12 protein-coding genes are annotated in these 13,716 nt (G+C 43.2%); 2 read left to right on the plus strand and 10 right to left on the minus strand.

Annotated features, from left to right (window positions below; genetic code table 11):
- Positions 1 to 39: 39 nt before the first annotated feature.
- The 3 genes from AAGU76_RS05465 to AAGU76_RS05475 form a co-directional block, all read right to left on the minus strand.
- On the minus strand, positions 40 to 1,794 hold the full coding sequence (locus tag AAGU76_RS05465; protein ID WP_342484432.1) for a DUF4153 domain-containing protein: 1,755 nt from the start codon (positions 1,792 to 1,794) through the stop codon (positions 40 to 42).
- Between the two features lie 155 nt (positions 1,795 to 1,949).
- On the minus strand, positions 1,950 to 2,087 hold the full coding sequence (locus tag AAGU76_RS05470; protein WP_342484433.1) for a hypothetical protein: 138 nt from the start codon (positions 2,085 to 2,087) through the stop codon (positions 1,950 to 1,952).
- 149 nt (positions 2,088 to 2,236) lie between these two features.
- Entirely contained in the window at positions 2,237 to 4,108 is a 1,872-nt protein-coding gene (locus AAGU76_RS05475; protein ID WP_342484434.1) for a M4 family metallopeptidase, read from the minus strand.
- Positions 4,109 to 4,311: 203 nt separating this feature from the next.
- Here AAGU76_RS05475 and AAGU76_RS05480 point away from each other — a divergent pair, with 203 nt between their 5' ends.
- Positions 4,312 to 4,659 carry a hypothetical protein gene (locus AAGU76_RS05480; protein WP_342484435.1) on the plus strand — a complete coding sequence of 116 codons (348 nt, stop codon included), beginning with the start codon at positions 4,312 to 4,314 and terminating at the stop codon, positions 4,657 to 4,659.
- Between the two features lie 42 nt (positions 4,660 to 4,701).
- Here the strand turns inward: AAGU76_RS05480 and AAGU76_RS05485 are convergent, their stop codons facing one another.
- The 6 genes from AAGU76_RS05485 to nhaC form a co-directional block, all read right to left on the minus strand.
- On the minus strand, positions 4,702 to 5,970 hold the full coding sequence (locus AAGU76_RS05485; RefSeq protein ID WP_342484436.1) for a PLP-dependent transferase: 1,269 nt from the start codon (positions 5,968 to 5,970) through the stop codon (positions 4,702 to 4,704).
- A gap of 189 nt (positions 5,971 to 6,159) precedes the next feature.
- Positions 6,160 to 7,113: a D-aminoacyl-tRNA deacylase gene (locus AAGU76_RS05490; protein ID WP_342484437.1), complete on the minus strand. Its 954-nt coding sequence runs from the start codon at positions 7,111 to 7,113 to the stop codon at positions 6,160 to 6,162.
- Between the two features lie 120 nt (positions 7,114 to 7,233).
- On the minus strand, positions 7,234 to 8,415 hold the full coding sequence (locus tag AAGU76_RS05495; protein WP_342484438.1) for a BTAD domain-containing putative transcriptional regulator: 1,182 nt from the start codon (positions 8,413 to 8,415) through the stop codon (positions 7,234 to 7,236).
- A gap of 13 nt (positions 8,416 to 8,428) precedes the next feature.
- Complete coding sequence (locus tag AAGU76_RS05500; RefSeq protein WP_342484439.1) at positions 8,429 to 9,964, minus strand: amidohydrolase; 1,536 nt, start codon at positions 9,962 to 9,964, stop codon at positions 8,429 to 8,431.
- Between the two features lie 133 nt (positions 9,965 to 10,097).
- Complete coding sequence (locus tag AAGU76_RS05505; protein ID WP_342484440.1) at positions 10,098 to 11,288, minus strand: M20/M25/M40 family metallo-hydrolase; 1,191 nt, start codon at positions 11,286 to 11,288, stop codon at positions 10,098 to 10,100.
- Between the two features lie 17 nt (positions 11,289 to 11,305).
- Positions 11,306 to 12,739 carry a Na+/H+ antiporter NhaC gene (gene nhaC, locus AAGU76_RS05510; protein ID WP_342484441.1) on the minus strand — a complete coding sequence of 478 codons (1,434 nt, stop codon included), beginning with the start codon at positions 12,737 to 12,739 and terminating at the stop codon, positions 11,306 to 11,308.
- A gap of 235 nt (positions 12,740 to 12,974) precedes the next feature.
- Between nhaC and AAGU76_RS05515 the strand changes: the two genes are divergently transcribed.
- Entirely contained in the window at positions 12,975 to 13,406 is a 432-nt protein-coding gene (locus tag AAGU76_RS05515) for a CBS domain-containing protein (protein WP_342484442.1), read from the plus strand.
- A 52-nt stretch (positions 13,407 to 13,458) separates the two neighbouring features.
- On the opposite strand, the gene AAGU76_RS05520 is transcribed toward AAGU76_RS05515, so the two are convergent.
- Entirely contained in the window at positions 13,459 to 13,698 is a 240-nt protein-coding gene (locus AAGU76_RS05520; RefSeq protein ID WP_342484443.1) for a 4Fe-4S binding protein, read from the minus strand.
- Positions 13,699 to 13,716 lie beyond the last annotated feature (18 nt).

Below are 13,716 nucleotides of genomic sequence, written 5' to 3' on the forward strand. Positions count from 1 at the left end.
TTTTTATATTTCTTTAAATCAGCCGGCATTTCCAATTAATCACTTTTCCCTGATGTACATTGCTTCCAGGTACAGGAAGTAGCTTATCTGATCTTCCTTGACATTAACATTGACGTCAATGTTTCTGAAAACAAGCAGCACTGTGATTTCCGGAGATTCAAGCTCAAGACTCATATCCTCAAGAGTTGCCTTATTGAACTTCGAGTTTTGAGGAGGATATTTAGAGGTTATCCTGTCAATGTAATCATTCATGTCATTTTCAATGATTGTGCGGTCATCCAGCGTTATTTCCAGAGAAGGTATGTTGCTTTGCTGGTTAATTGTCCAGAAGATTTCGTATGTACCTCTTACGCCGTCAAGACTTATTCCTTCACCGGTTCCTTTTTCACTGTAGTCCTGAAGGTTTACAGCCCATTTGTAGCCGATGATGTCAACAGCTGAAGGCTCCAGGTACAAATTAATGCTCATGTAATCCCCCGGCGTCTCCCCGTAATAATCATCAGACTCTGGCCATGTCTGCTCAAATCCCATTATGGTGCTGAACTTGCTGCTGTTCATCAAATTTTTCTCAAACCATGCAGGTAGTTTTTTGTTCTGGTGACTTGTTAAAAAGCTCACTGCATCAGTTATTTTTTCTCTTACTTCCTTTTCCGGCTCTTCTTTTGCAGGAATTATTTTGTCATTTTCAAGCATTCCCTGGCTTTGGAGCAAATGTTCAAGCCTGTTTACCTGGGCAGAAACCGGAAGGTCATAGAAGCCAACTGCCGGAAAAACGGCAATTATGGCTGCAGCGCAGGCTGATGCAACAATTATGTGATGTGCCTTCTGCTTTTTGGCAATAAGGAGCACGGCAGCTACCAGAGCAACAATCCATACTATTATAAAATTGTATTCAGTAGTCTTGAGCCCGTACTTCTGAAGCTGGATTACAAATGCCCAGGCTTCAAAAGCCAGTATAAAAATAGCAGTTACGGGATAAACCTTCCTATAGAATCCGGCAGGTCCGGTATCATTGTGTGTTACCATTATGTGAAGCCATATTCCGCCTATTGCGTACGATGTGGCTATGGCCGACAGCCTTACAAAATTCGCCTTCATGCCTCCAAGCATTGTCTTTCCTGCCCAAAGCACCAACACTACCGTCATGGCCAGCACTATTGGAACCATTATGTACTGAAACAACACCTCCACAAATCTCGGCTGCTTTTGTGCAACTGCACGGTGATCGTCGGTGACACCTTTGGTGAAGTCCGGAAAATATCCGGTAAATATAGTGAAGGCCAGAAATCCTGAGACTGTGCCTATGTACATGTAGACCTTGCTGCTCATCCCCTTGTAAAGCAAGGCTCTCACAGCCCCTGCAACTCCGGAAGTTCCGCTCATGATAACTATGCCGTAAATCAGAGCAATGAAAAATGCCTTGTGGGTCATGAATAACGAAGAAGCAAAATCAGACGTATCATTCTGATACCCGGCCAGCACCACAAATGTCAGAAAGCTCACGAAAATTGCAGCAGACACCCTTGCTGACGCAATAAATGATATCGTTTTGTAACGAAGATAGGTATCCTCCGGATTCTCCCCTGCCAGAAAATAAAGCAGCAGAAAAGTCACTGCCGCAGCTGCAGCTCCCGTAATATTTGCTGTGACAAAAGACTTCCTGTCCCCGTACCTGCTCTTAGCAGCTGTTATTGAATCAAGGCTGAATATTGCTCCCAGGGCAAAAGACCAGTGCAGGCAGTTGAAAAGAAAGTTGTAAGCTTCCTGTTCCTGCCAGTCAAGGTGGATCCTCACAATTGTAAAAGGGAGAAAGCAATTGCGTTTGCAATGGCAGCGGGAAAAGTCTGAAATGCCTTCATTGCAGTTTTTATAAATTGAGTCAGGGACCTGTTAAGAATATTCATCATTACCTCCTGTTGCCGGTATATTATTTCCTAACTATTATTTTTTTATTTTGTTTTCTTCTTTTTGGTTACCAGTTCCGGCTGTGTCATAACCGGTCTTTCATAAGTGATGCCTGTGTACGTTTCATCATCGGATTTTTTCTTTTTCTTCTTTTCTTCCTTTTTTATGTTCTTGTTTGCCATTTCCTTCACCTCTTTGTTATATTATATGTTTTCTTGCCTTGTACATATTATACATCATCTATTCATGGTTTACAGCAATTATAATTACTATTTACCCACTAATGATTTGTTTAATCAAAAAAGGCACCGCCCAGCGGTGCCTACCGAAATTATTTTCTTGTCACATAGACTGTGCAGACTGCCGATTTCCCGTCGGGCAGCGAAGCGGTTATTGAAGCCATTCCGGCACCTTTTGCGGTTACCATGCCTGATGAATCCACCACAGCAACCTTATTGTTGCTGCTCTTCCAGGTTACAACCGAATTTGACGGCACTGTTACTGCAGTAAGCTGTGCTTTCTGCTTGACAATAAGATTCAGCGTTTCAGGAGATACCGCTATGCTTGTTTCCTGAACCATGCTTTCCTTGATTCCCACCTGCTCAAAGGCATATTTGATGGCTGAAGAGACGTCATCACCGTAACCAAGAGCTGCTGCCGCATCCCTCAGGCTTAAGTATGCCATGGCAAAATCAGTCTCTGGTGTCATTATGTCTGTCAGAGCCTTGTAATATATTTTCGCTGTCTTTTCCATGCCTATGGACTGAGCAATCAAAAATGCCGCCTTGTTGGGAATTCCGCAGTTGGTATGAACACCGCCGTAATCCTGGGTTGTGTAAAGATATTCATCCATATGGTCTCTGCTGGGATTTGCTAGGCTCCTCAAGTAATCTCCCGGAATATTGGGTGTATATATCTCATCTCCCACAACCCAGTCTTCAGCATTGAAGCTCCATTTGCTTTTATCTCCTCCGGCCTCATCGTAAGTCTCAACAAGCACGCCGAAAACATCAGACATGGACTCGTTGAGAGCTCCGGACTGGTCCTTGTAGACCAGATCTGCCTCATAGTCAGTGACACCATGTGTCATTTCATGGGCAACCACATCCAGATCGCCGCTGAAATATGTGAACTGAACACCGTCTCCGTCACCGTACACCATCTCGTAACCGTCCCAGAAAGCGTTGTTGTAGCTGGTCTTGTAATGAACAAACGATTTGATGGTCATGCCGTTTCCGTCGAGGCTGTTTCTGTTGAACATCTCATTGTAAAAATCATACACCGCCCCGGCTCCATAGTGTGCGCTTACGCCTGCAGGCTCGTCAGCAAAGTAAGGCGGATTTTCAGTTGTATAGATGAGGTAACCTATGCTGGTTTTGTTGTTCATTGTGAACGTCTTTATTTCAGTGGGGTCTGCCGGTACAATGTCTCTCATGTAATAACTTGACCCGGATTGGTAAAGGTTAAGGTCAACAATGCTGCCGGACACATTGACTCCTTGTCCCACAATATGGCCGTCGTATCTTATGTTGTCCTCTATTTCAATCACTTCACCGGAACTTGTTTCTACATACACATCATAGTTTCCCACTTCCTGTCCGAAGTAATAAATGTTTACCATGTACGCTTCATAAAGATTCCCATCCTTTTCCAGTATCACTTTTTCAGCATCAGGTTCAAAACCAAGCTCTTGATAGTCAAAAAGGCTTTTTGCCTTCTTGATGGCTTCTTTCTTGCTTATGTTCAGGCTTCCGGGTTTTTCTACTTCCTTCTCAGCTCTGTAGTTTCCGTTTATGCCTACAATCACTCCCATGCCGTCATAGTGAACGATTATTTCACTGTTAAGCACTTCGATTCCTTTTATTTTTTGTTTGAATGATACAAACGTGTGCCCATTTTCATCCTTCTTTATCTCATCCGGTTTAAATCCCTTCATGGCATCCTCAATTTTAAACAGAGCTTCGTTTTCATCAAGGAAAGCGTGGGCATCTTTCATGGAGGAATTTCTTTTTCCGCTCAAGACACCGCTTATGAACACATGTCCGTCCTGTTCGTAATATTTAAGTTTCCCGCTGCTTTTCAGTTCAAAATCATCCAGTATCTGATCTTTGGTTTTCTCAGGCTTTACTGCAGCGCCTCCGGGCACAGCGGCGGACAGAACCAGCAGCAACGCCAGTGTCAGTGAAAAAATTCGTTTTTTCATAGCTCCTCCTTACTAATAATTTTTCTTTGGAATACTTTCTGCCGCCGAATACGTCAATTCCTAAGAAAGTTATACCCCGATTGACGGGTTTGAAACGTAGCGTTCCAATGGATTGAATTCAATATTTTTAAAATAAATAAATTGAAAACGACCTGGATTGTGGTAAAATATAAAAAACCGGCAACAACCGAAAAGGAGAACATATGAGAGAAATAAACGGAGTTGATAAGCAGAAGAAGCTTGTGCAGATTGTTCTGGATGAAAAGGAAGTTCCTCAGCTCATTAGAGATATCGAAGCAATGCAGTTTGAAGATACAAAGTACAAAAGCCGCGAAAAATTCGAATACGACAGGCAAGTCATACTTGAAACACCATGGAACGTGAATGTTGTTTTGCAGAACAAAACCAGCAAAATCAGTGTCATCATAGACTTGAACCTTGAGAGGAACGGCATAGCAGACGTAAGCTGCAAAAGAATTTTTTCTGCACTGAGGGCATTGTACAAATCGTCAAACAAGCTTGACGACAACGAAAGAGCGGAAGTCATATGACTTCCGCTCTTTTTTATTCCTAAGAACGACGTGATGCATTCTTTATTGCACGTTTGACATTGCCTGTTCGATGTCTTCCAGAATGTCGTCTATGTTCTCAATACCAACGGAGAATCTTACCAGCCCCGGTGTTATGCCTGCTGCAGCCAGCTGGCCGTCAGAAAGCTGCCTGTGGGTGGAGCTGGCAGGATGAAGAACACACGTACGTATGTCTGCCACATGAACCTCGTTTGATGCCAGCTTTAAGGAGTCAATGAATTTAACGGCATTTTCCCTGCTTCCCTTTATTGAGAAGGAAATCACGCCGCTTGCTCCCATTGGAACATATTTTTGGGCCAGCTGGTAGTACTTGTCCGTTTTAAGGCCCGGATAGTTAACGAACTCAATCTTTTCTGATTTGCTTAGGTATTCTGCAACCTTCTGTGCGTTGCTGCAGTGTCTTTCCATTCTCACTGCCAGCGTTTCAAGTCCGAGATTAAGTAAAAACGCAGCGTTTGCAGACGGATAGGCTCCGATGTCCCTCATGAGCTGAACCCTTGATTTGGCAATGTATGCAGCCCTGCCGAAGTCCCTTGTGTACACCACTCCGTGATATGACTCGTCAGGTTCAGTGAATTCTGGAAACTTACCGTTCGTCCAGTCGAAGTTTCCGCTGTCCACAATCACACCTCCCAGCTGCACCGCATGGCCGTCCATGTACTTCGTGGTGGAATGCACCACTATGTCAGCACCGAACTCAAAAGGCCTGCACAGAACAGGTGTTGCAAAAGTATTGTCCACTATGAGAGGAACATTGTTTTTGTGAGCGATGGTCGCAAACTTTTCGATATCAAATACGGATAGAGCAGGATTTGCAATGGTCTCTCCAAACACAGCCCTGGTGTTTTCCCGAAAATGCCTTTGGATTTCCTCTTCAGCTGCATCGGTGCTTACAAATGAACACTCAATGCCGAATCTTTTCAATGTTACGGCAAACAGGTTGATTGTACCGCCATAGATTGTTGAAACGCTTATGAAGTGGTCTCCGGATTTGAGTATGTTTAAAAGGCATATAAGCGAAGCTGCCTGTCCAGAGGTGGTGCACATGGCTCCCACACCGCCTTCAAGAGCTGCAATCTTTGCTTCGACGCAGGCAACTGTGGGATTTGAAATTCTGGAATACATGTGGCCTTCTGCAGAAAGGTCAAAAAGTTTTCCTATGTGTTCCGATGAATCGTACTTGTACGTAGTGCTCTGGTATATGGGAAGCGCTCTCGGCTCGCCGTTTTGAGGATGATAACCTTCATGAAGAAGTTGTGTTTCAATTTTCATAGTTGCCTCCTGACAAATTTATTGATTAATTCTTCGTGACATATTGATATTTGTATTTCAACATTTCACCGGTCCAGAATATATTGTTCAATTATATCATTGTTTTACAGTTTCATCAACAATCATTTTGCCCACAGCGAATGCATGTGCGCCGTAGACGCAAAGTTTTGCTGCGCAGTAAAGCAGTAATCACTTGTTCCAGCTGATGTTTTCAGGATTCCTGAGAGCATGGTGTTTTAAAATGGGTACATTGTATTTTTCTCCGAGGCTCCTGACCACATCCTTGTAACAACCCTTGAGCTTATCGTGAAAAACTATTGCGTCTATTCCTCCTGCTATTGATTCTATACAACTGGACAGCCTTTTTATGCCGTTGTCGTTTTCATATTCTCCTGAAACGAGCCATTGATTTGCAATGATGTGGGAAACGCCGAAAAATGTACTCCCTCCATCCCAAACTGTATGTGCGGCTTCAGCAAAGTTCTGTTCGAAATGCACTCCCCCTACGCACAAAAGGCTCTTGATTTTCACATCCTCATCAAACACATGCACTAGTGAACGAGCCAGCACCCTGCATGCATCACGATTATTCCAGCTTTCTTCCTGGCTTCCGACCTCGATGTCAACCATGGGAACAGGATATTGAAGGATAAGTTGTGGATCCCCAAACCCGTCATGTGCTCCGGACCAATGGGTTGCCTCAGTCACAACGCTGAAATCAGAAAGCTCAGCTTCCTTCCTCAGCTTTTCCATGGCCCACACAAGATTATGATTGTAAAGCGGATTGGCAGGTCCAAAACACCCCGAAGGAACATCACCGATTGTGTGAACAGTCAGTACCTTATCGGGAGAATTGGCTCCTTCGTGCCAGGTTACCATCCCCGACATGTCAAAATCCTTGAAATACCTGTTCATGTCCGGCAGAAACCTTGGGTAGTCAAGACAAACGGCAGTGTCGCTGGGCGCAAAATAAAACTCGTTGCCCTTTGAGTCTGCATGTTTCATAACCTCTCTTCCGCCAAACGAAAACCCCGCAGGATTCAAATAACCTTCTTCATTTAATATTTCCCAAACAAGACCGCTTACATGTCCCCAGTTTTTATCATCGCAGATGTAGTAAACGGCCTTCTTGCCATCTTTCATCTTTTGCCTCCCATACATTAATGTTTCATATATTATATTACTAAAATCATAAAATTACAAATTATTACATATATAAAAAGCTGACTCCATTCCTGTGACAATCAGTATATGGAAGGCAGCTCATTGTTCAATGAAATCCAGTCCTTGTATATGGGTGCTTTTTAAATATTCCAGCACATGGGATGATACTTCATCCATATTTTTTTGATTCAGAACAACTACAGTGACATTTTTCCCCCGGCAGAAATTTTCCAGAAGCTTAACAAAGGCATTTATTATGCAGACTCCCAACACTTCCCTTTTGTGTTCGCTTTCATGATCCACCTTGTTTCCGGTAAATTTCAGAATGTTTCCCTGTATGTGGCATAGGTCCAGCAGTTCCTTCCTTGTAAGGCTGTTTATCGTCTTCTCGTCAGCAATGTCCGCTATCTTTCCCACAACATCCGAAATCCAAAAATAGTCCACACCTTTCAAGCATCTGGATACTATCCGGATTCTGTCGCTGTTTTTCATTCTTTCCGGTGATGGAGCAGCTGCGCTTTCACTTTCACGATCATCCGACAGGGACAGTCTTATTTCATTATACTTGTTTCTCAACTCGCTGGACGGCGGTATGCCGAGGCTGCATCCCAACCGGTTGCAGAAATTGTTGTAGTATGCTATGGCAGCTGTCCTTTTTCCGCTTCTGGCATAAATATCCAGGAGTTTCAGAACCATCTCCTCATCATAAGGTTCTGCCTCAAGGATCTCATTTATTGCTTCGGTACATTCTTCATAAAGTCTATCGTTTTCGTAAAGTTCTGCAAGTCTTTTAAGAATTCTTACCTTTCGTTGTTCGAAATTTATCCTTTCATAGATGATAAGATTGTTAAGCTCATCGCACTTGTTGAAGTAGCACCCCTCCAGCAGGTCTCCCCTGAACATTTTCTTCAGCCTCAGTATGCTTTCTATGGTATCCTTTTCATCCGGCTTGAATTTCATTATGTCGATGATGTCGCAACTGAACTGAAAATTCCTGTTTATGGAGCAGCAGTCATTGTCAATTTTAAGGAAAAGATTACCGCCGGCATCTTCTCCTATGTATTTCTTGATAAGCCATAGATTGTATCTCAGGTTGTACTTTGCTGCTTCCTGATTGCTGTCAGGCCAAAGGTAGCCTATGATTTTCTCCCGGCTCAGATATCTTTTGTTGTTGAGTACCAGGAGGCATATTAAAGCAGAGGCCTTGTTTCCCAGTTGGTCTCCCAGTATTTTCCCATCGTATTCAAATGTTGATTTCCCTAAAAAATTTATGTTCAGCATAATAATCCCATCTTTATCCAAGGCTGTTGTACAGAATTTCTCCTGATTTTATGGTGACACATACATTTATTTTTTCAATTTTGTCAGGCGGTGCCTTTAGTATATCATCATCAAGAATTACAACGTCAGCCAGCCAGCCGGGTTTAAGCATTCCCTTTTCCTTCTCCTGAAAAATTGCATAGGCACCGTTGCAGGTATACATCTTCAATGCTTCGTAAACATCAACCCTGTGCTGCTCAACTGGATGGTTCACTGCCGAATGAATTCCCAGAAGCGGTCTGGGCTCAGTTATGTCGCTGTCTGAACCGCCGCAGATTACAACCTGATTGTCGACTATTTGTCTGAACGGGTTTGTCAACAAGTACCTTTCTCCCAGCCTCTGCTCATACATTTTTCCACGTCCTCCCCAATAATTCTCATAGGTTGGCTGCATGGAAAAAATAATTCCCAGCTCTTTTGCACGTTTGATCTGATTTTCGTTGGCAAGCTCCGCATGCTCAAGCCTGTGCCTCAAACCGGTTATTCCTGTTTGATAAAGAGCACTTTCGTGAGCGTTGAGGGCTATTTCTATGGCTCTGTCCCCGATGGTGTACAGGGAAAGCTGAAGGTTGTTTCTGTAGCAATTGACTACAAATTCATTTATTTCCTGCTGGGTAAAGCACAGGCTTCCCATTGTTCCCGGACAATCGGCGTACTCAAAGGACAAAGCAGCTGTCCTGGCGCCCAGCGTTCCGTCTATGTACAGACATCCCCCCAGCCTTTTCAAGCCAATTGATTTAATCTTATCAATATCCGTGGTCTGATAGAACAATTCCATGTCAATGGGAAAATTCCTGCTGTTTTCAAAAACGAAATCAGCATCCTTGTCACTGTACATGAAACCGCCTTCCATGGCATTGATTGTTGTTATCCCGTTCATGAGAAGGGTTTCCATGATTCCCGAAACCGCTTCCTTCCGAACTTTGTCCGATATGTTCTTCAGTATGTTTGAACGCAGTATGGCGTTGGCTTGCTTTCTGAATATGCCTGTGGGCATCTGCCGTTCATCCGTTTCAATACCTTCTGCAGTAAAAGGTATTTTAAAAAACAGCATAGCGCAGGTGTTCAGCATGCTGACCTGGTACTCCAGTGAATTCAAAACCACGGGCACATCATTGCAATATTTGTCCAGCAGCTTTCTATCCGGAAATCTTTTTTCAACGAACTGACCTTCCTCAAGACGGATTCCCCTTATGTAATCTCCCACGAAAGACTTTGATGCTTCCCTGATTCTTTCGCCGACATCATCATGAGTACTGACGCCGCTCAAATCCAGGCTCACAGAGTCAAGAGCGGTCTGTACCACATGAAAATGGCTGTCTATGAACCCGGGAACAACTGTGTTGCCTCTGGCATCCAGCACCACCGTATGTTCGCCCAAAAGGGTGTCATAATCATTTTCCGTACCCACACCAATGATTCTGCTTTGACCGATTGCAACCCAGTCTTTAATTTCCTTGCCTTCCATGGTCATGCAACTTCCATTTTTAATTAAAATATCGGCATGCATAGATTTCCTCCAAATGATGTTGTTAAATGCAACGTTATATAAATTATAGCACAGTTTAAAGATAACATCAACAAAACCCCATTGCTAAACTTAAGTACAAAATAAAGAAAGAGGGAAGTTTCCTTCCCTTCGTTCATCTCGTCAATACTCTTTCAAGAAAAGCATAGATTACCTCAGCAGTTTTATAAACCGACTCCAATTCCACATACTCATTGCTTCCGTGAAAGTTGCTTCCTGCAGCTCCGAATATAACCACCGGTGCTCCCAGCCTCGTGCCCAGGTAATTGAAATCTCCGATGCTTTGAAAATATGACACACTGGGATCTGTTCTGCACACATCTTTTATGGTTTCGGTGAATGTCCTGGTCATAGGCTCTTCAGCTGATATGGTGTATGGCATAAACCCCTTTGCCCCCTCTGAGGGAGCCTCCCTGAATTTGATTGTGTATCTGCATTGTATGCCTGCCCTTTCAATTGCCTTATCGATTTCATCCGTAACGGTTTTTTCGTTTTCTCCAACGACTATGTGCCAAAACAGACGTACCTTGGCATAATCCGGAACACTGCATGCGCCTCCGTCGCTTTCCACGGCCACCACGCAGGCTGAACCTCTGCCAAGATGAGGATCTTCAACATAATGGACATTTTTAAGCTCGCATATGAACCTGGCAGCATCCGAAGCAGCATTTATTCCCAGTTCAGGTGTGGCAGCGTGGGATGACACTCCAAAAAATTCAACCTCAAGCCCATAGCCTCCTCTTGCACCCAGGCATATGTCAGGGAAACTGTTGCCGGTAAAACCGGCGCTTGGTTCTGCCGCTATGGAAAAGTCAACGTCCTTCAAATAGCCGTCTTCAATCAGTGAATTTGTTCCCATGCCGTAAGGTCCTTCTTCTACGGATACGTAGGTGGCAATGATTCTTCCGTTGAAATCCCTGTGATTTTCATAAAATGCTCTTAAGGCTACCATGGTTGATGCGCATCCGGACTTCATGTCCAGGGCACCCACACCGTAAAGCCTGTCATCCATGACTTCACCTCTGGGATTTGTTGTCCATCCGCTGCAAAGCTTCACAGTATCAAGATGACCATTTATGCAGATTACCGGTCCGCTTTTTTTGCTGTCTAGATTCACAATGATGTTTTTTCCCTTAAATCCGGTGACTTTTTTCTCATGATACTCATGAACGGACGCTTCCATATGGTTACTTGAAAACCATTCAAGAACAAAATTCATGATATTATCTTCTTCAAAATAGGGGCTGTCTATGGCAACAAGATCCATAAGCAATTTGGTCGTTTGATCCTTTTCGATTTTATACATAGGGCACCACTTCATTATTATTTTGCGTCATTGTCTGCTGCAATATATGTTGTTTCTTCTTCTTTTTTCCAAATGAATTTTCCAGTAATAGCATATATGATGGCTACTACGGGAGTAAGATAGCACAAAATTGCATAGGGAAGGTATTCCATGGTGCTCACTCCAAGGGCTCCAGTAAAGAACACACCGCAGAGTCCCCATGGAACCAGCGGAGATGTGACTGTTCCGGAATCCTCACAGGTTCTTGATGCTACGTCATTTCTGATACCAAGCTTCATATATGCAGGAAGATACATCCTGCCTGGTATAATTATTGCCACATATTGGCTTGCAGAAATGAAATTAACTACTATTGAAGACAAAATGTGCGTAATGATAAGATTCCTGGCATTTCTTGTGAGTCCTGCCATCTTGTTCAGCAGTGCTTCAAGAGTGCCTGTCTTTTCAAGAATTCCTCCGTAGGAAAGACCCAGATATCCCAGAGATACGGTCCACATCATTGCCTGTATGCCGCCTCTGTTCAGCAGCTTGTCAACAGCTGCAACACCGGTATCAATTCCAAAACCGTAGTTCATGAAAGCCATCATTTCAAGAATGCTGTAACCCTGGGCTATCATTGCAATAAACATGGCTATCAGTGATGCCACAACCATTGCCGCCAGTGCATTAACTTTTTTCACAGCCATAACGATTACCGATAAAAGAGGTATTAAGCTTATTGCGGCATATGATGCAGTTACGTTAAAATTTGCAGAGATTCCTTCAAGTATGGCATCCACTGCCGTCGTGTCAATGGTTGAAGCGCTGTACTTCATGCCCAGAAGCGTATAAATCACAAGCGAAACCACGTAAGCCGGCACAGTAGTGTAAAGCATGCTTCGTATGTGTGAAAATAAATTTGCCTCACTTACGCCAGCAGCGAGATTGGTGGAGTCTGACAGCGGGGACAGCTTATCGCCTATTACGGCTCCTGAAACAACAGCACCCGCCGTTATTGCCGGCGGTATTCCAAGACCGATGCTTATGCCCATGAATGCCACGCCGAAAGTACCTCCGGTGGTCCAGCTGCTTCCTGTGCACATGGATGCTATGCTGCATATTAATGCGGCAGTAAGCAGAAACACTTTAGGATTGATGATTTTCAGACCGTAGTAAATCAATGCCGGAATTGTTCCTGATGCTATGAGTGCAGGAATGAGCATTCCTATGAACATAAGTATAAGCATGGGAACCGTAGCAATTTTACATCCATGCAGTATACCGTCCTCAATCGCTGACCACTTTGTTCCTGTTGCCATCAGCAGCAGTACGGCAAATGTTATTGAAAACACCAGAGTCATGTGGATGTCCGGGCTGCCTGCAACCATCACCTGGACAATAATAACTACAAATAAGAACGCCACTGTCAAAAGAGAGACAGCAAATGTTGGTTTTTTAGAAGTATTCTCCATTACTTCACCCTCCATAATTTATTTACTACAATTCTACACCAATTTGTTTTTTTTGATGTTTAATAAGATGTTTTAAAATAAATATTTATTATTGAACAAATTAATACATAATTTATTTTAAACACTTTTTAAACGTTTTTCAAACATAAATGTAAATTCAATATTTCTAACATAATTTATTTGATTTTCATAAAAGCACTTTGGATGGGAAACATATAATTCGGAGGTGATTTTTTTGAAATTAAGAGACATTATGTCCAGAGAGATTGCTAGTTTAGACTGTGGTGATTCCGTGGAGGCTGCAGCACAGCTTATGAAGCAGTACAATGTAGGCTCAATTCCTGTTACAGATCAGGGAAAGGTTGTTGGAATAGTTACAGACAGGGACATTACCCTGAGATCAGTTGCATCCGGTCAGGGCACCGACAGACAATCTGTAAGTGACGTTATGACTTCAAACCCTGTACTTGGCACACCTGAAATGGACGTTCATGAAGCTGCCAGAATAATGGGCGACAAACAGATTCGAAGACTTCCAGTAGTTGAAAACAACAGTCTTGTGGGAATGGTATCCCTTGGAGACATTTCAGTAGAACCAAGATTATCGGACAATGCCGAGGTTGCATTGAAGAACATATCAAAGCCGTCATCGGGAAGCATCAGATAATATACTCTTCCTATAAAAAAGCAAAACAGAATTTACTGTTTTGCTTTTTGCTTTATTGGAATGAAATTGCCCCTGTGGGGCATACTCTGAGACATTTGCCGCATTTTACACACTTTTTCAAATCTATTTTCGGAGCTTCAAATTTGTTCTGAGTAAGTGCTCCCACAGGACATGCTCTCACCGAGGGACACTTGTGGTTTTGCGGGCATCTGGCCTTGTTCACCACCAGAGTCTTATCTTTTAAATCCTTTGGATCAACTTCATTTTTTAAGAAAAAATCAAATAATGACATCACAGCTCTCCTTGCAGT

This window comes from Sedimentibacter sp., assembly GCF_038562225.1.
Classification (GTDB): Bacteria; Bacillota; Clostridia; order Tissierellales; family Sedimentibacteraceae; genus Sedimentibacter.

Coding starts and splice junctions, on each gene's coding strand:
- AAGU76_RS05490 (WP_342484437.1), bottom strand. CDS start 7,113: ATGAAAGATGGCAAGAAGGCCGTTTACTACATCTGCGATGATAAAAAC.
- AAGU76_RS05520 (WP_342484443.1), bottom strand. CDS start 13,698: ATGTCATTATTTGATTTTTTCTTAAAAAATGAAGTTGATCCAAAGGAT.
- AAGU76_RS05500 (WP_342484439.1), bottom strand. CDS start 9,964: ATGCATGCCGATATTTTAATTAAAAATGGAAGTTGCATGACCATGGAA.
- AAGU76_RS05475 (WP_342484434.1), bottom strand. CDS start 4,108: ATGAAAAAACGAATTTTTTCACTGACACTGGCGTTGCTGCTGGTTCTG.
- AAGU76_RS05495 (WP_342484438.1), bottom strand. CDS start 8,415: ATGCTGAACATAAATTTTTTAGGGAAATCAACATTTGAATACGATGGG.
- AAGU76_RS05485 (WP_342484436.1), bottom strand. CDS start 5,970: ATGAAAATTGAAACACAACTTCTTCATGAAGGTTATCATCCTCAAAAC.
- nhaC (WP_342484441.1), bottom strand. CDS start 12,739: ATGGAGAATACTTCTAAAAAACCAACATTTGCTGTCTCTCTTTTGACA.
- AAGU76_RS05470 (WP_342484433.1), bottom strand. CDS start 2,087: ATGGCAAACAAGAACATAAAAAAGGAAGAAAAGAAGAAAAAGAAAAAA.
- AAGU76_RS05505 (WP_342484440.1), bottom strand. CDS start 11,288: ATGTATAAAATCGAAAAGGATCAAACGACCAAATTGCTTATGGATCTT.
- AAGU76_RS05480 (WP_342484435.1), top strand. CDS start 4,312: ATGAGAGAAATAAACGGAGTTGATAAGCAGAAGAAGCTTGTGCAGATT.